Origin of the sequence: Pseudochrobactrum algeriensis, from assembly GCF_018436245.1 — a bacterium.
GTDB lineage: Bacteria > Pseudomonadota > Alphaproteobacteria > Rhizobiales > Rhizobiaceae > Pseudochrobactrum > Pseudochrobactrum saccharolyticum.
Genome location: NZ_CP075361.1, coordinates 1,469,183 through 1,486,003, shown reverse-complemented (window position 1 = coordinate 1,486,003; position 16,821 = coordinate 1,469,183). Strand labels below are relative to the sequence as shown.

General features: G+C 52.6%; 15 protein-coding genes. 11 read left to right on the top strand and 4 right to left on the bottom strand.

Annotated elements, in window-relative coordinates:
• Positions 1-27: 27 nt before the first annotated feature.
• Complete coding sequence (gene plsY / locus KHQ09_RS08905) at positions 28-639, top strand: glycerol-3-phosphate 1-O-acyltransferase PlsY (RefSeq protein WP_213597757.1); 612 nt, start codon at positions 28-30, stop codon at positions 637-639.
• Between the two features lie 3 nt (positions 640-642).
• Positions 643-1,833 carry a DNA-processing protein DprA gene (gene dprA, locus KHQ09_RS08900; RefSeq protein WP_420801500.1) on the top strand — a complete coding sequence of 397 codons (1,191 nt, stop codon included), beginning with the start codon at positions 643-645 and terminating at the stop codon, positions 1,831-1,833.
• Here the strand turns inward: dprA and KHQ09_RS08895 are convergent, their stop codons facing one another.
• Positions 1,834-2,013, bottom strand: coding sequence for a hypothetical protein (locus KHQ09_RS08895; RefSeq protein WP_022712310.1), 180 nt, complete (start codon positions 2,011-2,013; stop codon positions 1,834-1,836).
• A gap of 285 nt (positions 2,014-2,298) precedes the next feature.
• Between KHQ09_RS08895 and topA the strand changes: the two genes are divergently transcribed.
• The 6 genes from topA (at position 2,299) to rpmG (ending at position 10,295) form a co-directional block, all read left to right on the top strand.
• Entirely contained in the window at positions 2,299-4,986 is a 2,688-nt protein-coding gene (topA, locus tag KHQ09_RS08890) for a type I DNA topoisomerase (RefSeq protein WP_213630827.1), read from the top strand.
• Positions 4,987-5,132: 146 nt separating this feature from the next.
• Positions 5,133-7,532, top strand: a complete 2,400-nt coding sequence (gene rnr / locus KHQ09_RS08885) for a ribonuclease R (RefSeq protein ID WP_213597750.1) — start codon at positions 5,133-5,135, stop codon at positions 7,530-7,532.
• A 27-nt stretch (positions 7,533-7,559) separates the two neighbouring features.
• The gene (locus tag KHQ09_RS08880; protein ID WP_028233962.1) at positions 7,560-8,012 is read left to right on the top strand and encodes a DUF983 domain-containing protein; all 453 of its coding nucleotides are present in this window, start codon (positions 7,560-7,562) and stop codon (positions 8,010-8,012) included.
• 41 nt (positions 8,013-8,053) lie between these two features.
• Positions 8,054-8,827: an NUDIX hydrolase gene (locus tag KHQ09_RS08875; protein WP_213630872.1), complete on the top strand. Its 774-nt coding sequence runs from the start codon at positions 8,054-8,056 to the stop codon at positions 8,825-8,827.
• Between the two features lie 5 nt (positions 8,828-8,832).
• Positions 8,833-10,026 carry an MFS transporter gene (locus tag KHQ09_RS08870; protein WP_022712315.1) on the top strand — a complete coding sequence of 398 codons (1,194 nt, stop codon included), beginning with the start codon at positions 8,833-8,835 and terminating at the stop codon, positions 10,024-10,026.
• Between the two features lie 101 nt (positions 10,027-10,127).
• Positions 10,128-10,295, top strand: a complete 168-nt coding sequence (rpmG, locus tag KHQ09_RS08865; RefSeq protein ID WP_022712316.1) for a 50S ribosomal protein L33 — start codon at positions 10,128-10,130, stop codon at positions 10,293-10,295.
• A 101-nt stretch (positions 10,296-10,396) separates the two neighbouring features.
• Here the strand turns inward: rpmG and KHQ09_RS08860 are convergent, their stop codons facing one another.
• A complete protein-coding gene (locus tag KHQ09_RS08860) occupies positions 10,397-10,792 on the bottom strand; it encodes a VOC family protein (protein ID WP_213597748.1) in 396 nt (131 codons plus the stop codon).
• Between the two features lie 27 nt (positions 10,793-10,819).
• Entirely contained in the window at positions 10,820-11,191 is a 372-nt protein-coding gene (locus KHQ09_RS08855; RefSeq protein ID WP_022712318.1) for a response regulator, read from the bottom strand.
• A 235-nt stretch (positions 11,192-11,426) separates the two neighbouring features.
• On the opposite strand from KHQ09_RS08855, the gene KHQ09_RS08850 reads away from it, so the two are divergent.
• The 3 genes from KHQ09_RS08850 (at position 11,427) to KHQ09_RS08840 (ending at position 15,690) form a co-directional block, all read left to right on the top strand.
• The gene (locus KHQ09_RS08850) at positions 11,427-11,726 is read left to right on the top strand and encodes a DUF3572 domain-containing protein (protein ID WP_213597746.1); all 300 of its coding nucleotides are present in this window, start codon (positions 11,427-11,429) and stop codon (positions 11,724-11,726) included.
• A gap of 115 nt (positions 11,727-11,841) precedes the next feature.
• Positions 11,842-13,188 carry a DNA polymerase IV gene (locus KHQ09_RS08845; RefSeq protein WP_213599905.1) on the top strand — a complete coding sequence of 449 codons (1,347 nt, stop codon included), beginning with the start codon at positions 11,842-11,844 and terminating at the stop codon, positions 13,186-13,188.
• Positions 13,189-13,473: 285 nt separating this feature from the next.
• Positions 13,474-15,690, top strand: a complete 2,217-nt coding sequence (locus KHQ09_RS08840) for an esterase-like activity of phytase family protein (protein WP_213597744.1) — start codon at positions 13,474-13,476, stop codon at positions 15,688-15,690.
• A gap of 58 nt (positions 15,691-15,748) precedes the next feature.
• On the opposite strand, the gene KHQ09_RS08835 is transcribed toward KHQ09_RS08840, so the two are convergent.
• Positions 15,749-16,804, bottom strand: coding sequence for an alpha/beta hydrolase family protein (locus KHQ09_RS08835; protein WP_238481598.1), 1,056 nt, complete (start codon positions 16,802-16,804; stop codon positions 15,749-15,751).
• Positions 16,805-16,821 lie beyond the last annotated feature (17 nt).

The window sequence follows — 16,821 nt, the reverse complement described above, 5'->3', positions numbered from 1 at the left end:
GCGGACAAATCACTCTGAGGGGACTTCATGCTTGAACCACTGATTATCACCGGCAGCGCGGCTGGCACTTTTGCAGCGCTGGTCTTTGGCTATCTGCTCGGTTCAATCCCCTTTGGTTTGCTGCTCACCCGCATGGCGGGTCTCGGCGATGTGCGCTCCATCGGTTCCGGCAATATCGGCGCGACCAATGTATTGCGCACCGGCAATAAGAAAATTGCCGCTGCTACCCTGCTCTGCGATATGCTCAAAGGCACGATCGCCGTGCTGGTTGCGGCCTATTTCGGTCGTGATTACGCGCTTGCTGCTGGCCTCGGCGCTTTTCTCGGTCATCTGTTTCCAGTCTGGCTTGGCTTTAAAGGTGGTAAAGGCGTTGCCACCTATCTCGGTATTCTGCTGGGTCTGGCATGGCCGGGTGCACTGGTTTTTGCAGCTGTATGGATCGTTATCGCGCTTCTCACACGCTATTCTTCGCTCTCTGCGCTGATCGCCTGTATCATCGTTCCGCTTTCTATTCTCTATCTCGGACTGACGAAAACAGCGCTGCTCTTTGCAGTTCTGACGCTGATAATTTTTATCAAGCACCGTGCAAATATTGAACGGTTACTGAGCGGCACAGAAACCAAAATAGGATCAAAATAAATGATCGCAGAGACGGGTTCGCAGTCAAAAGGAATTCGTCTCTCAGATCAGCAGAGACTCAACTGGTTGCGGCTGATCCGCAGCGATAATGTCGGGCCTGCCAGTTTTCGCGATCTGATCGCCTATTGCGGCAGCGCTGCTGCCGCACTTGAGCGCCTGCCCCATCTGGTGCGCTCCACAGCCAAACGCCCGCTGCGTATTCATACGATTGATGAAGCCGAACAGGAACTGGAAGCGATAGAACGCGCCGGTGCCAAACTTATCGGAATGGGCGAGCCGGAATATCCGCCCTATCTCAGACAAATCCTCAATCCTCCGCCACTGGTAACTGCGCTTGGAGATGCACCGCTGTTCAGCAAGCCGCCCGTGGCGATTGTCGGCGCACGAAATGCTTCTGCCACGGCCTGTGCCTTCACAAGCCAGCTGGTTCGCGATCTCGGGCAATCCGGCTGCGCCATCGTTTCCGGCTTTGCGCGCGGCATTGATACGGCGGCGCACAAAGCCAGCCTTGAGACCGGTACGATTGCCGTTCTGGCAGGCGGACTTGACCGCCCTTATCCGCCGGAAAATATTCCGCTGCTCGACCAGATCATTGATAATGGCGGGGTCATAATTACTGAAATGCCGATGGGCTGGGTGCCACGCGCGCAGGATTTTCCGCGCCGCAACCGCATCATCGCCGGCCTGTCGCTCGGGCTTGCTGTGATTGAAGCGGCACAGCGCTCCGGCTCGCTCATCAGTGCGCGACTGGCCGGAGAAATGGGCAGACTGGTTTTTGCTGTCCCCGGCTCACCGCTCGATCCGCGGGCGAATGGTGCGAACTCCCTGCTCAAGAACGGCGCTATCATGCTCACCGAAGCACAGGATATTTTGGTTGCGCTGGAGCCGATGCTGCGTAAGGACTGTACGGCACAAATGCAGGCCGCAACCTTGTTCAATCAAGACAGTGCACAGATTTTGATTAAACAACCGGCAAATACCGGTTTTGATACCGGTAAAAATCTGGTTCCGGCACACAATGATTATGAGCGTATCCGCAACGCTCTCAGCAACACCCCCGTTTCAGCGGATGTGATTATCCGCCACACAGGTCTCAGTGCCTCTGCCGTGCATCTGGCATTGCTGGAGCTTGATCTCGCGGGGCAGTTGCAACGCAGTGATAATGGTCTGGTTGCGCTTTTGCCCTCACAATAATCAGTTTTTCGTCATCCGGCCTGACTGGCTGCGCAAAACATCTGATGCCTCAACCCATGCCATTTCTATGAAATAAGCCAGCATCGGATAGTGGTTGGACTGAGCAATATGACGTAATTCCAGTAGCTTATCATGAACATAAATGATTTCATGATAGGACTTCTCTTTATCTGCCTTCATGAGCCCGCCTTAAGCCTAAATATATAAATTAAAGAACCAAATAAAATGTCATTCTATTGAAACCGGAACTGACAAATTTCATATGTACAATGCCTGAAATCAACCTATGATTACAAAACAAACAATGTCAACCTGTCGTTGTTTTGCGTAAAAAACAGTGGCTTGCTCTTGACCAATCTGATTTCGCTGTTCATTTGAATGACAAATATCCTGCCAGCCTGATGATTTTCAATACTGGCGCAATCCGGGCATATCCGGCTGTGTACGTTAATCTGGACCCGCAATATGAATGTCGTTGTCGTTGAATCGCCCGCCAAGGCCAAAACAATCAATAAATATCTAGGCTCAGGCTATAAGGTTCTGGCCTCTTTCGGTCATGTCCGCGATTTGCCTGCAAAAGACGGCTCTGTTCGTCCTGATGAAGATTTTGCCATGAGCTGGGAGGTCGATGCGGCCTCTTCCAAGCGCCTTTCCGAGATCGCCAAAGCGGTCAAGGAAAGCGATGAACTGATTCTGGCAACTGACCCTGATCGCGAAGGGGAAGCAATTTCATGGCACGTGCTGGATGTGCTGCGCGCTAAAAAAGTGCTCGGCTCCAAGCCGGTCAAGCGCGTGGTGTTCAACGCCATTACAAAAAATGCCGTGCTCGAAGCCATGGCCAATCCGCGTGAAATCGACGTACCGCTGGTGGATGCCTATCTGGCACGCCGTGCGCTCGACTATCTGGTAGGCTTCACGCTGTCGCCGGTTCTGTGGCGCAAATTGCCGGGTTCGCGCTCGGCTGGCCGCGTGCAGTCGGTTGCACTGCGCCTCGTTTGCGACCGTGAAACCGAGATTGAACGCTTCATCCGTGAAGAATACTGGAATATTGCCGCCCTGCTCCAGACACCGCGCAGCGATAATTTCACTGCCCGCCTGACTGTTGTTGACGGCAAGAAACTCGGCAAGCTCGACATTAAAAATGAAGAGCAGGCAACAAGTATCCGCACCATGCTGGAAGGCGCAAGCTTCAATGTCATGAGCGTTGATGCCAAGCCGACCAAACGTAATCCGGGTCCGCCATTCACCACGTCCACCTTGCAGCAGGCCGCCAGCGGTCAGCTCGGCTTCTCCGCATCGCGCACTATGCAGGTTGCGCAGCGCCTCTATGAAGGTATCGAGCTTGGCGGCGAAACCACCGGTCTGATTACCTATATGCGTACTGACGGTGTGCAGATGGCACCGGAAGCAATTTCCGCAGCGCGAAAAGCAATCGGTCAGACATTCGGCGATAATTATGTGCCGGAAAAGCCGCGTTACTATTCCACTAAAGCGAAAAACGCTCAGGAAGCGCACGAAGCGGTGCGTCCGACCGATTTCAGCCGTCATCCGAAAGAAGTACGCAAATATCTCGATGAGGATCAGGCTCGCCTTTATGAGCTGATCTGGAAACGCGCTATCGCCAGTCAGATGCAGCCTGCTGATATTGAGCGCACAGTCATTGATATTGAAGCTAAAAACGGCGCCCGTTCGGCTGTATTGCGTGCCAATGGTTCGGTTGTCCGCTTCAACGGCTTCCTCGCGGCCTATACTGATCACCGCGAAGAAGAAGATGAAGACGAGGACAGCGCACGTCTGCCGCAGATCAATGCCGGTGAGACATTGAAGCGTGAGAAAATCGATGCAACCCAGCATTCGACTGAACCGCCTCCGCGCTATTCCGAAGCATCGCTCATCAAGCGCATGGAAGAGCTCGGCATCGGCCGCCCGTCGACTTATGCTGCAACGCTGAAAACTCTGGGTGACCGCGATTATGTCACGATGGATAAGCGCAAGCTGATCCCGCAGGCCAAAGGCCGTTTGGTCACCGCTTTCCTTGAAAGCTTCTTTGAGCGCTATGTGGAATATGATTTCACCGCTGCGCTGGAAGAAAAGCTCGATCTGATTTCCGATGGCAAACTGGCATGGAAAGACGTGCTGCGCGACTTCTGGCAGGATTTCTCCGGCAATGTCGACAGCACCAAGGAACTGCGTGTCACCAATGTGCTGGATGCGCTCAATGAGCAACTTTCCGCACTTGCCTTCCCTGATCGCGGCGATGGCATGGATCCACGTATCTGCCCGACCTGCGGCACCGGCAATCTCTCGCTGAAGCTCGGTAAATACGGTGCTTTCGTCGGCTGCTCCAACTATCCGGAGTGCAAATTCACCCGTCAGCTTGGTGGTGAAGGCGAAGGGGATGCGGCAGCTGCATCTGATGAACCAAAAGTGCTTGGTCAGGATCCGGCAACCGGTGAAGATATCACTGCGCGTACCGGCCGTTTTGGCCCTTATATCCAGCGCGGTGAAGGCAAGGAAGCCAAGCGTTCCAGCCTGCCGAAAGGCTGGTCACTGGCTGAACTTGATCTGGAAAAAGCCTTGCAGCTTATCAATCTGCCGCGTGATGTGGGTCCGCATCCGGAAAGCGGCAAGATGATCACCGCAAGCCTCGGCCGTTATGGTCCATATATTGCCCATGACGGCGCTTTCGCCAATGTCGACAGCATTGAGGATGTGTTTGAGATCGGCATCAACCGCGCTGTGACTGTGCTGGCAGAAAAAGCAGCCAAAGGCGGTCGTACCCGTGCGACACCGGCTGCGCTTGCCACACTCGGCGATCATCCGGATGGCGGTTCAATTACGGTGCGTGACGGCCGCTACGGCCCTTATGTCAATTGGGGCAAGGTCAATGCCACGCTGCCAAAGGGCAAAGATCCCGCAACAGTGACAATGGAAGAAGCGCTGGAGCTGATTACAGCGAAAGCCGGTTCCGCCAAGAAGACCACGAAGAAAGCCGCACCGAAAAAACCGGCGGCTCCGAAAAAGACAACCAAAACCAAGACTGCGGATGATGAAGCCAAACCGGTGAAAAAGGCAGCAGCCAAAAAACCGGCTGCAAAAAAGACTGCGACTAAAGCAGCCGCTAAACCTAAAAAAGCGGATGCCGCTGAATAAGCAGCACAAAGCACGTAAAACAAAGGGCACCATAGTTACTATGGTGCCCTTTTTATTTGCATCAGCGCAGGCACAGCAAATGTTTCCATTCTGTGCTGAAATGCTTTAAAGAGTTTTCAGGACTTTATGAAAAGTAAATATTAAGGATGACCGGATTGGCTCGCAGAATAGACCCTTCTTCTGACCGTAACAGCGGCTCAGGCAAACAAAAAAACCAGAAGGGTGCAAAAAACAACAAGACCTTTTCCGGTAAATCCAAAGTGAAGCCGCTCTCGGAAGCCTATCTTCCGAGCAAAGAAGATATCCTCACTTTCATCACTGAAAATCCGGATCGCGCTGCCAAGCGTGATATTGCCAAGGCATTCAATCTCAAGGGTGATGCCCGCATTTATCTCAAAGATATTCTGCGTGAACTGGCCGATGACGGACAGGTGGAGAAGCGTGCCAAGAAACTGTCACGCCCGAATACCCTCCCACCAATTGCAGCGCTGACCATTACCGGTCGCGACAGCGATGGCGGCCTGATTGCACGTCCGATTGAGTGGAATGGTGAAACAGCAGCGCCATTGGTACTGCTGCGCCGCACTAATAAAGACAAGGGCCCGACTGTTGGTGTCGGTGATCAGATTCTGGCGAAGATTTTTGCCAATTCCGATAAAGGCGGCCTGCCTTACACCGGACGCGTGATCAAAAAGCTCGAAAAGCGCGATAATGCAATTCTTGGTGTGATCCGCCAGTTGCAAAGCGGCGAATATCGCCTTGAACCGGTCAACCGCAAGCAGACAGAAGTCAGCATTGCAGCCGAGTTTCTCAATGGTGCGGAAGCCGGTGATCTGGTTGAAGCGATCCCGCATCAGAAAAGCCGCTTCGGTCTGCCGCAGGGCAAGATTGAACAGGTGATCGGCTCGATCGGCAGTGAAAAAGCGCTGTCGATGATTGCGATTCACGAATATGAAATTCCGCATATTTTCCCTGAAAGAGCGATTGAGCAAGCTGAGAATGCCAAGCCTGCAACGATGGCACATCGTGAGGACTGGCGCTCGCTGCCGCTGGTCACCATCGATCCGGCTGACGCTAAAGATTATGACGATGCGGTTTTTGCCGAACCGGATACTGATCCGGCCAATGAAGGCGGCTTTGTCATTGTCGTGGCGATTGCCGATGTCAGCCATTATGTGCAGCACGGCTCCTCGCTTGACCATGAAGCACTGAAGCGCGGCAATTCGGTCTATTTCCCTGACCGCGTGGTGCCGATGCTGCCGGAACGCATCTCCAATGATCTGTGCTCGCTGCGTGAAGGTGTTGACCGTCCGGCCATGGCAGTGCGCATTATCATCGGCGCAGATGGCCGCAAACGCTCGCACAGCTTTCACCGTATCATGATGCGCTCGGTTGCCCGCCTCGCCTACCAGCAGGCTCAGGCGGCCATTGACGGCGCTCTGGACGAGAAGACCGAACGCGTTATTGATATCAGCCTGAAGCCGCTGTGGAAGGCCTATGCGGCGCTGAAAAAAGCCCGCGACAAGCGCGAGCCGCTGGAGCTTGATCTGCCGGAGAAAAAACTGATCCTCGACGATCAGGGACAGGTGCTGAAAGTTATCGTGCCTGACCGCCTCGATGCCCATAAGCTCATCGAAGAATTTATGATTCAGGCCAATGTCGCCGCCGCTGAAACACTGGAAGCCAAAAACCAGCCGCTGATCTATCGTATTCACGATCTGCCGTCGCTGACCAAGCAGGAATCCCTGCGTGACTTCCTCAAAACACTGGAAATCATCCTTGCCCGCGGTGCGGAACTGCGCCCGAGCCAGTTCAACGGCATTCTGTCCCGTGTTCGGGGTACAGATCATGAAGAACTGGTCAATCAGGTGGTGCTGCGCTCGCAAAGTCAGGCCGAATATAATACCGACAATATCGGCCATTTCGGTTTGAATCTGCGCCATTACGCGCATTTCACCTCGCCGATCCGCCGTTATGCTGACCTGATCGTCCATCGTGCACTGATCCGCGCGCTCAATCTGGGTCCCGATGGTCTGAGCAATGATGAGATTGGCGAATTGCCGGCCATTGCGCTCAGCATTTCCCAGACAGAACGCCGTGCTATGCTGGCCGAGCGTGAAACGACAGATCGTCTGATTGCCCATCATCTGGCGGAACAGGTTGGCAATGAGTTTCAGGCGCGTGTGCAGGGTGTGACCAAAGCCGGTCTGTTTGTGACTCTTGCGACATATGGTGCCGACGGCTTTATTCCCATTTCCACTTTGGGCCGGGAATATTATCACTATGATGAAGCCGGTCATTCTGTCGCCGGTGAAAGGTCTGGCAAAGGCTATCGTCTTGGCGACAGTGTGGAAGTCCGGCTCGTTGAAGCGCAGCCGGTTGCCGGAGCACTGCGTTTTGAAATGCTGACAGAACCGCGTTTGCTGCCTGCATCCTTGCAATCGCACCACAAAGCTACCAAATTCAGCCGCAAGGCGGGGAAATCCCGTACCGGCGGTCCGGCCAGAGGCAAACCAGCCCATATTTCGCGTAAAAGCAAAAGATAACCCCGACACAGGTATTGGGAGACGATGATGAGCAGCGATCAGACCCTGACACAGACGGAAACGCAGGTTTTCGGCGGCGAGAAGACAAAGCCCGCCCGCACCCCGCGCCCGTTGGGACAAGCCATGCAGCGCGGTTTTCTTTCCCGCTGCCCGCATTGCGGTGACGGCAAATTGTTCCGCTCCTTCCTGCGTCCGGTCGCCAATTGCTCTGTCTGTAATGAAGATTACACACCGCAGCGCGCTGATGATCTGCCTGCCTATCTGACCGTGCTGATTGTCGGCCACGTCGTCGTCGCGCTGTTCATGATGGTGGAAAATATGGGCGGCCTGTCACTCTGGGGGCATCTAGCCATCTGGGGGCCGGTGACCATTTTGATGTCACTGGTGCTGCTGCAACCGATCAAAGGTGCCACCATCGGCCTGCAATGGGCGCTTTATATGCATGGCTTTGATAAAGAAAGTCAGCAGGAATATATCTGACGCAAATGTCAGGACATAAAACAGACCACGCTTTACAGGATATGCACCGGCCGGATGATGCGGCAGCCCTGAACAATCAGGGCACCGCAGCATCCCGCATTATCCGGCCGCGTGATGCTGCCTCACTCATCCTCATCGACCGTAACGGCAATGAGCCGCGTGTTCTCATGGGGCGCCGCGCCCGTGCGATGCATTTCATGCCGGACATGTTTGTCTTCCCCGGCGGCGGTACAGAAGCTCAGGATGGCAGAATTAATGCTGCCAACAGCCTCAGGCCGCAAGATGAAGCCAAATTGCTGGCAGGGCTTGGCAAACGTGCCAGTGCACAACGCGCGCGTGCGCTTGCCATGACTGCAATACGCGAAACCTATGAGGAAACCGGCCTGTTGCTCGGTACGCCGCATGATGATGCACAAACACATCCGTGGACAGGCTTTGCCCGCAGCAATCACCTGCCAGATTTATCGCAGCTGCGTTATGTGGCGCGCGCGATCACCCCGCCCGGTCATGTGCGCCGCTATGATGCGCGTTTCTTTGCCAGTTTTCTGGATGAAATCAGCCCGGAGCTCCCTGCCCGAAACCACAATCCGGCTGACATAAGCGCTATAGAATCATCTGCTTATAATGAGCCGGAATTGTCTGATTTGAAATTTGTGAGCTTTTCCGAGGCCTTTAATCTCAATATTGCAGCGATTACGCGCATTATTTTACGGGATATCGAAAAACTCCTGCTCGAAGACAGGGATTTGTCCTCTATATATCCGGTTCCGTTCTATCGTAAACGGCATGGCCGTCATGTCCGTGAGGTGATTTAAGTTTCATGCAGCAAGACCATCTTTCAACTGAACCCGCATCAGAGGTACTTCAACCAACGCAATGGCGCTCTCTTGGCGCAGCCATTGCCACGATCAGTGCCGTTGGTGCAGCGATCGGCCTTGGTATTCCGCTGCTGAGTGTGCTTCTGGAAAGCCGTGGCTATTCAGCCAGCACCATCGGTGCAAATACGGCTGTTGCCGGTCTTGCATCGCTGTTTGGCGCAGCGCTATCGGCGCGTATCGGTTCCTATCTGGGCGTTGCACGCTCAATGATGCTGATGCTGTTCATCAGCGGTCTGTCCTTCCTCGGTTTCTATCTGTTTCCGAATATTATTGCATGGTTTGCACTGCGCGTTTCCTTACATTTCGCGCTCACCGTATTATTTGTGCTGTCTGAATATTGGGTCAATACCTCTGCCCCGCCCGCCAAACGCGGACTGGTGCTTGGTATATACGCGACCTGTCTTTCTCTCGGCTTCGCAGTCGGCCCGTGGTTGTTCTCAATCATCGGCAGCGGCGGCTTTATGCCCTTTGGTATCGGCATCGTCATCATTGCGCTGGCAGCCTTCCCTGTCATGATTGCCAGTAAAGACAGCCCTGAATTTGAAGAAGGGGAACACGTTCCCTTCATGCCTTATATTTTCGCGGTTCCGGCGGCGACAATGGCGGTCTTTGTCTATGGCGCAGTAGAAACCGGTGGTTTTGCCCTGTTTCCGGTCTTCGGGACACGCGTCGGCCTCAATGAAGGCGATGCGGCGCTGCTGCTGACCATGGTCGGTCTCGGCAATGTGCTGATGCAGATTCCGCTCGGCCTCGTCTCCGACCGCATCGGCGACCGCCGTATTCTGCTGCTGATTTGTGCTATTATTGGTTTTGCCGGTATGGTGCTGCTGCCTTATGTTGTTACCAACTGGTATCTGATGGCAGTTCTGCTGCTGATCTGGGGCGGTGTGGTTGCCGGTCTTTACACTGTCGGCCTCGCCCATCTCGGTTCGCAATTGCAGGGACGTGAGCTTGCTTCGGCCAATGCCGCGTTCATTTTCTGCTATGGTATCGGTATGCTGGCAGGCCCTCAGGCGGCCGGTGTCGGCATGGATTTGCTGGGAGCAACAGGTTTCCCGGTCACTTTATCACTCTTTTTTGCAGCATTTATCATAATTCTGCTTATCAGACTGGTAGTTCGTAAACAGCGGGCTTGACTTTTCGGCGTGTATCCGTAGTGTCGCGCCAAATTCCCGCACCCGGATGAAATCGCCGGACAAGCAGGCGGTTTTATTATTTAAAAGAGCAGGATATCGTTATGGCTAAGGCTACAACAATTAAAATCAAGCTGTTGTCGACCGCAGACACAGGCTTCTTCTACGTAACCAAGAAGAACAGCCGTACAATGACTGAAAAAATGACAAAGCGTAAATACGACCCAGTTGCTAAGGCACACGTCGAATTCAAAGAAACCAAAATCAAATAATTCTGGTTTCGGTTATTAAAAAACCCGGACTGTTATCAGTCCGGGTTTTTTGTTGTTGAATGCAGAGCATTTCTGATTGGTAATTTGTGTCGGAACCGTAATTAAGGTGCCCAATCGGCCTGCTGCAAAACAATACGGTAACCGTCCGGATCTTCGAAAGTTACCCCCTTCTTGTCCCAATAGGGATTGAAGGCGCTCACAGGCACAAAGCCGGTCGCTTTCATACGCTCAACAGCATTTTCCCACTCGGCATGATCCGGCAAATAAAAAACCAGCAGATTCTCTTTGGTTGGTGCCTTACCGGCCTGATGCTTATCGGTGCGTGTAAATGCAAAATGATAGGGCACATTTTCACGCCCCATAATGATCGCGTCAAAACCGTCATGATCCTGAAAACTATCAAGAACTGTCAGTCCTAAACCATCCCGATAAAAGGGAAGCAATGCATCCGGATTATCTGTCGGCCTTACAATGCGGAACGTAGGAATTTTCATCATTCACCTCAGTAAGGCGAAATCCTGTAACTACAGGTCGCCGAGATAGGACTTGATCGTCTCAATAAAGCGCGGCACGGAGATCGGCTTGGAAATATAGGCTTCGCAACCGCCCTGACGAATACGCTCTTCATCGCCCTTCATAGCAAAGGCTGTGACGGCAATTACCGGAATGGCTTTCAGGTCGTCATCTTCTTTCAGCCATTTGGTGACTTCAAGACCGGAGACTTCCGGCAGCTGAATATCCATCAAAATCAGGTCGGGATGGTGGATTCGCGCCAGATCCATAGCTTCAAGACCATTGCGCGTACGGATGGTTTCATAACCGCTGGCTTCAATCAGATCGCGGAAAAGCTTCATATTCAGCTCATTATCTTCGACGATCATTACTTTTTTGGTCATGAAAAAATACCTTATTACTCAGAACATTGTCTGAATATATCCGCGTGCTGGCCGCAGCATTTCGTAGTTTTCGGCTCACGTCAATTACCACGCACGGGTACAGCACACAGAGACCATGATTATTCCAACCCCATCAGCATAGCATTGAACAATGACCAAAATGCTCCTAAACAGCTTTCATACAGCTAAAGATGCAATTACAGTTGCCAAAACGTAAAAGCCAGCCGGATATAAAATGTCAAAAACCATCTTGAATCAAAGCGATGCTGAAAATCTGGCCATTGAAGCTCTGGTCTTTCTGGCGCAGCAACCAGATTTAATGAATCGCTTTCTGTCCCTCACCGGTATTGAAGTCTCCTCCATCCGCGAAGCCGCAGATGAACCGGCTTTTCTGACCGGTGTATTACAATTCTATCTGGCGCATGAACCAACGCTCATGCAGTTTTGTGAAGCCACTGGCCATAAGCCGGAGAGCATGAATCAGGCGCTGCACTTTCTGCCGAACGGCGACAGTGCTTACGACCAATCCATGTAAGTGCGACCTCCTGCATCGCTGCAGATTGTGTATAAAATTCGCTGGCGCTTGAAATCATCTGCCTGTATTGTGCAAATGTTCCGCTTATGTTCGGATCATGATACAGGTTTTTACGATGGTCAACGGTGTTTCCGGTTATTTTGCTGAGGCCGATCCGCAGGCAGGTTTCTGCCGCGATTGCCTGACTGTGCAGAAAAAACGCCGTAGTGAACCGAGACCACGCTGCAGCGCTTGCGGCAGCCCGCGTCTGGTACGTCATGAAGAGCTATATGATTTAAGCTTTGCACATATTGATTGCGATGCTTTTTACGCTTCCATTGAAAAACGCGACAATCCTGAACTGCGTGACAAGCCGGTGATTGTCGGCGGCGGCAAGCGTGGTGTGGTTTCCACCTGCTGCTATATTGCGCGTATTCACGGTGTGCGTTCTGCTATGCCGACTTTCAAAGCCATTGAGCTCTGCCCGCAGGCCGTATTCGTTAAGCCGAATATGGAGAAATACCGCAAGGTCGGGCATCAGATTCGCCAAATGATGTTTGATCTCACGCCATTGGTCGAACCGCTTTCGATTGATGAGGCGTTTCTGGATTTGCGCGGTACGGCCAAACTGCACCGTGCGCCTCCTGCCCTTGTACTGGCAGAATTCGCCCGCCGGATTGAACAGGAAATCGGCATCACCGTTTCTGTCGGCTTGTCCTACTGCAAATTTCTGGCGAAACTTGCCTCGGACATGGAGAAGCCGCGTGGTTTCTCGGTGATCGGGGAAGAGGAAACGCTGGATTTTCTGAAGCCTAAGCCAGTCGGTATGATCTGGGGTGTCGGTAAAGCGCTCAATGCCAAGCTCAATGCTGACGGTATTCAGACCATAGGACAGCTCCAGCAAATGGAAGAATCTGCGCTGATGAAGTCCTATGGCGTGATGGGGCAGCGTCTCTACCGCCTCTCCCGCGGCATGGACACGCGCACAGTGCAGCCTGAAAGCGAGATGAAGAGCATCTCCAATGAAACCACGTTTGATATTGATATCGCCAAGGCTGAAGAGCTGGTGCCGGTACTGCGTGCATTGTCGGAAAAAGTTGCCGGGCGACTGAAACATGGCGAGATTGCCGGTCATACAGTGGTACTGAAGCTGAAAACCAAGGATTTCCAAAGCCGCACCCGTAATCATCGTCTGAGCGATCCTACGCAGCTTGCCGACAGGATTTTCCGCACCGGCCTTTATATGCTGCAAAAGGAAATTGACGGCACCAAATACCGCCTGCTCGGTATCGGCGTGACCGACCTCACCGATCCGGTAAAGGCTGATCCGCCTGATCTCGTGGATATCAAAGCCGGTAAGCGTGCGGCGGCTGAAACTGCCATTGATAAGCTACGCTCCAAATTCGGCTCCAAAACAGTGGAAACCGGCTACACATTCGGCAAAGGCAACCTCGCCCGCCCGCAGACACCGTCTGACAAATAGGTTTGGCCTGACTGCGGTTTTTCCAGCGAATAAAATGCTAATAAAAGCCATGTCATCATTTCTTCATGGAAGTGACATTTGTCTGAAACAGAGAACGGCGAAATCTCCCCTCAATGTCTGAATCAAAAAGTGGCAGGCTATAGCGAAAATGGTGATTTCGAGCACCGGAACACAGCGTACATATAAGTACGTGAGTACCGGAAGCGTAGAAATTGCCATTTGCAGCAAGGCATGGCGGCTTTTGGATCAGAGATCCAGAATTTTATCCAACATTCGGGGATATTCATGTCGCGCCGTTCTATGAGACTTTCTCTCATCACCGCTCTTACTGCCACTCTGGCAAGTTCCGTTGCTTTTTCCGCTTCGGCTGAGCCGGTTTTCAACCGCATCGCCAGCTTTGCAGTCGCCGATAACCTGCCGAAAGATGCCGATGCAAAAGCGGCGACATCTTCCGAGATCATCACGGTTTCCGAAGACGGCAATATGCTGATCTATTCCGACAGCCCGTATGGCGGCATCGGTTTTGTTGATATTACCGATCCGAAAAATCCTAAAGCCGGCGGCGTTCTTAAAGTTGAAGGCGAGCCGACATCAGTTACTGTAGCAGGCAAGCGCGTTTTCGCCGGTGTCAACACATCTGAAAGCTATGTGAAGCCATCAGGCCGTCTGGATGTGATTGATATTGCATCGCGCAAGGTTGAAATGAGCTGCGATCTCGGCGGCCAGCCGGATTCGGTAGCCGTTTCACCAGACAAGACATTCCTCGCCGTTGCCATTGAAAATGAGCGCGATGAAGAGCTGAATGATGGTGAGTTGCCACAGCTGCCAGCCGGTAATCTGGTTATTCTCAATCTCAAAGACGGCACACCGGATTGCAAAACCATGAAAGTGGTTGATCTGACCGGTATTGCAGAAGTTGCACCGGAAGACCCTGAACCGGAATTTGTTTCCATCAACAGCAAGAATGAAATTGCTGTTACACTTCAGGAAAACAACCATATTGCGATCGTCGATGCTGCTTCCGGCAAGATCACCGCGCATTTTTCTGCCGGTACTGTTGACCTCGACAAGATCGACACCAAGAAAGACGGCCAGATCAAATTTAACGGCGAGATGAAAAATGTCGCCCGCGAGCCGGATACCATCAAATGGATTGGCGATGATCGTCTGCTAACCGCCAATGAAGGCGACTATAAAGGCGGCTCCCGCGGCTTCACGATCTTCGATAAGACCGGCAAAGTGACTTATGAATCCGGCAACACGCTGGAGCACAAGATTGCTGCACACGGCCATTATCCGGAAAAGCGCAACAAGAAAGGCGTTGAGCTGGAGGGTGCCGAAGTCGGCCGTTTTGGTGATACCAACTATCTTTTCGTTGCCAGCGAGCGCGGCTCAATGGTCGGTGTTTATAAAGATACCGGTAAAGATCCTGAATTCGTTCAGCTGCTGCCATCGGGTATCGGCCCTGAGGGCGTGCTGGCGATCCCGTCACGTAACCTGCTGGTAACCGCTAATGAAACTGATCTGGGTGAAGACGGCGCCGCCCGCTCCCATGTGATGATTTATGAGCTGCAGGACAAAGCCGCAGATTATCCGCAGCTGGTTTCGGAACTGACGGAAGAAGGCACACCAATCGCCTGGGGCGCACTCTCCGGTCTGGTTGCTGATGAAAGCAAAGACGGCATTCTCTATGCAGTTTCTGACTCTGCTTATTTTGCTGCGCCGACAATCTACACGATTGATGCGAACCAGAAGCCTGCGAAAATCGCCTCTGCGCTGCTCGTCAAGCGCGGTAAAGATGCAGCGCAAAAGATTGATCTTGAAGGCATTACGACCGATGGCAAAGGCGGTTTCTGGCTGGCTAATGAAGGCGACCAGAAGAAACTGGTGCCGCATGCCATTCTCAATGTGAATGATAAAGGCGAGATCAAAAAAGAAATCGCTTTGCCTGAAGACCTGCTCAAGCATCAGACCCGTTTCGGTCTTGAAGGCATCACCCGCACCGGTGAAGGCGATAATGAAACGCTCTGGATGGTTGTACAGCGCGAATGGGCAGATGATGACAAAGGTACTGTCAAAATCCTCAGCTACAATCTGAAGAGCGAAGAATGGGCTGCCGTTTCCTATCCGCTGGATAAGAAGGAAAAAGGCTGGGTCGGCCTGTCGGAAATCACTGCCCATGACGGTCAGCTTTACATTGTTGAGCGTGATAACCTGATCGGCAATGAAGCTGTCAACAAGCGCCTCTACAAAGTGGCAATGGCTGATCTGAAGCCAGCGAAGATCGGTGAAAAACTGCCGGTTGTCAGCAAAACACTGGTCTATGATTTCATTCCTGACCTCAAGAAGCTCAACGGTTTTGTGCCGGATAAACTTGAAGGCTTCGCCATCGACAAAAACGGCATCGGCTATGTTGTGACCGATAATGACGGTGTGGATGACTCCAATGGTGAAACCCAGTTCTTCACCGTCGGCAAAGTCAGTGAGTTGAAAGTTAAATAAGCCTCCCAAGGCCATCAAAAGAAAGGCCGCGCTGCATAACAGCGCGGCCTTTTTCTTATCATTTTACAGGTAATGATTTCGCCAGAAATGCAATAATCATATCAGCGACTTCACGATGGATCGCCTTACGGCTGCGCTCTCCTCCGTCTTTACAGACAATACCGTCACCCGGGGTTTCTGCCTCGATAAGTTCTGCCGCACCGGCCTTGCATATCTGCATGAAGCTGAAATGCATGGCATCCGCAATCTCAATATATTGCGCGGTTTTTTCTGGCATATTGGAAGCGACATAGCCGGATTCCAGTTTTGCAGGCAGATCACCAATATCAACGCCTGCCCCAAAAATCAGTGCCGGTATAGTAATGCTGTTCAGGCTCTCCGGAGTGAAACCACGCGCCAAGCCCAGATCGAGTGAAACAATCGCACCAACACGCGGATCGGCCTTCATTGTTTTCAGCTTTTCAGCTGCCACTTCGCCTCGTGGCGTAATCAGCTCACTCGCCAGACCACAAGTGCGCGGATTAGGCTGCTCTGTGCAATCCCTGTCAAATCGCGCAGGGTCAAATTGTGCGCCAGCCAGAGCCACAACCGACCAACCTCCGAGTGAATGACCAATCGCAGCAATGCGGTTTGGCTCAACCTTGCCCGCTAAGGCGCTGTCAGTGGTCACAGCATCAATCACACGACTAAGGTCATACGGACGTTCCCAGAGCTGCGCAGCCTGTTCCTTATCGCGATTAAATGTCGTTGTGCCCGGATGATCCGGCGCGGCAACGATATAGCCCTGCCCGACCAGCTCACCTGCCAGCCAGTTCAGGTTACGCCAGCTACCGCCATAGCCATGCGACAAGACTACAAGCGGATGCGTTTTGCCATCAGGCACAGCATCCGGCATTGCCTGAATGCCTTTAAATACCGGATTTTCACCAACAGTCTCAGCTGGTTTTGTGTCGGATGCCGGATACCAAAGCGCGACTTTCAAGTCACGCTTGCTGCTCTTATCTGCCAGTTCGGTTTGCCGGAAACCCACCTGCTCATTTGCAGAGGCCAAACTGCCTGTCAGCGTCAAAATGCCAAGCCCTGCTGCCAATGCAGCCACTGTCTGTTTCATCATTTCAATCTCCGCTGATA

Bases quoted from the DNA above. Each gene is read 5' to 3' on its own strand.
- topA (WP_213630827.1), top strand. From the start codon at position 2,299: ATGAATGTCGTTGTCGTTGAATCGCCCGCCAAGGCCAAAACAATCAAT.
- KHQ09_RS08835 (WP_238481598.1), bottom strand. From the start codon at position 16,804: ATGATGAAACAGACAGTGGCTGCATTGGCAGCAGGGCTTGGCATTTTG.
- KHQ09_RS08860 (WP_213597748.1), bottom strand. From the start codon at position 10,792: ATGATGAAAATTCCTACGTTCCGCATTGTAAGGCCGACAGATAATCCG.
- plsY (WP_213597757.1), top strand. From the start codon at position 28: ATGCTTGAACCACTGATTATCACCGGCAGCGCGGCTGGCACTTTTGCA.
- KHQ09_RS08850 (WP_213597746.1), top strand. From the start codon at position 11,427: ATGTCAAAAACCATCTTGAATCAAAGCGATGCTGAAAATCTGGCCATT.
- KHQ09_RS08895 (WP_022712310.1), bottom strand. From the start codon at position 2,013: ATGAAGGCAGATAAAGAGAAGTCCTATCATGAAATCATTTATGTTCAT.
- KHQ09_RS08875 (WP_213630872.1), top strand. From the start codon at position 8,054: ATGCACCGGCCGGATGATGCGGCAGCCCTGAACAATCAGGGCACCGCA.
- KHQ09_RS08845 (WP_213599905.1), top strand. From the start codon at position 11,842: ATGGTCAACGGTGTTTCCGGTTATTTTGCTGAGGCCGATCCGCAGGCA.
- rpmG (WP_022712316.1), top strand. From the start codon at position 10,128: ATGGCTAAGGCTACAACAATTAAAATCAAGCTGTTGTCGACCGCAGAC.
- KHQ09_RS08855 (WP_022712318.1), bottom strand. From the start codon at position 11,191: ATGACCAAAAAAGTAATGATCGTCGAAGATAATGAGCTGAATATGAAG.
- KHQ09_RS08880 (WP_028233962.1), top strand. From the start codon at position 7,560: ATGAGCAGCGATCAGACCCTGACACAGACGGAAACGCAGGTTTTCGGC.
- KHQ09_RS08870 (WP_022712315.1), top strand. From the start codon at position 8,833: ATGCAGCAAGACCATCTTTCAACTGAACCCGCATCAGAGGTACTTCAA.
- rnr (WP_213597750.1), top strand. From the start codon at position 5,133: ATGACCGGATTGGCTCGCAGAATAGACCCTTCTTCTGACCGTAACAGC.
- KHQ09_RS08840 (WP_213597744.1), top strand. From the start codon at position 13,474: ATGTCGCGCCGTTCTATGAGACTTTCTCTCATCACCGCTCTTACTGCC.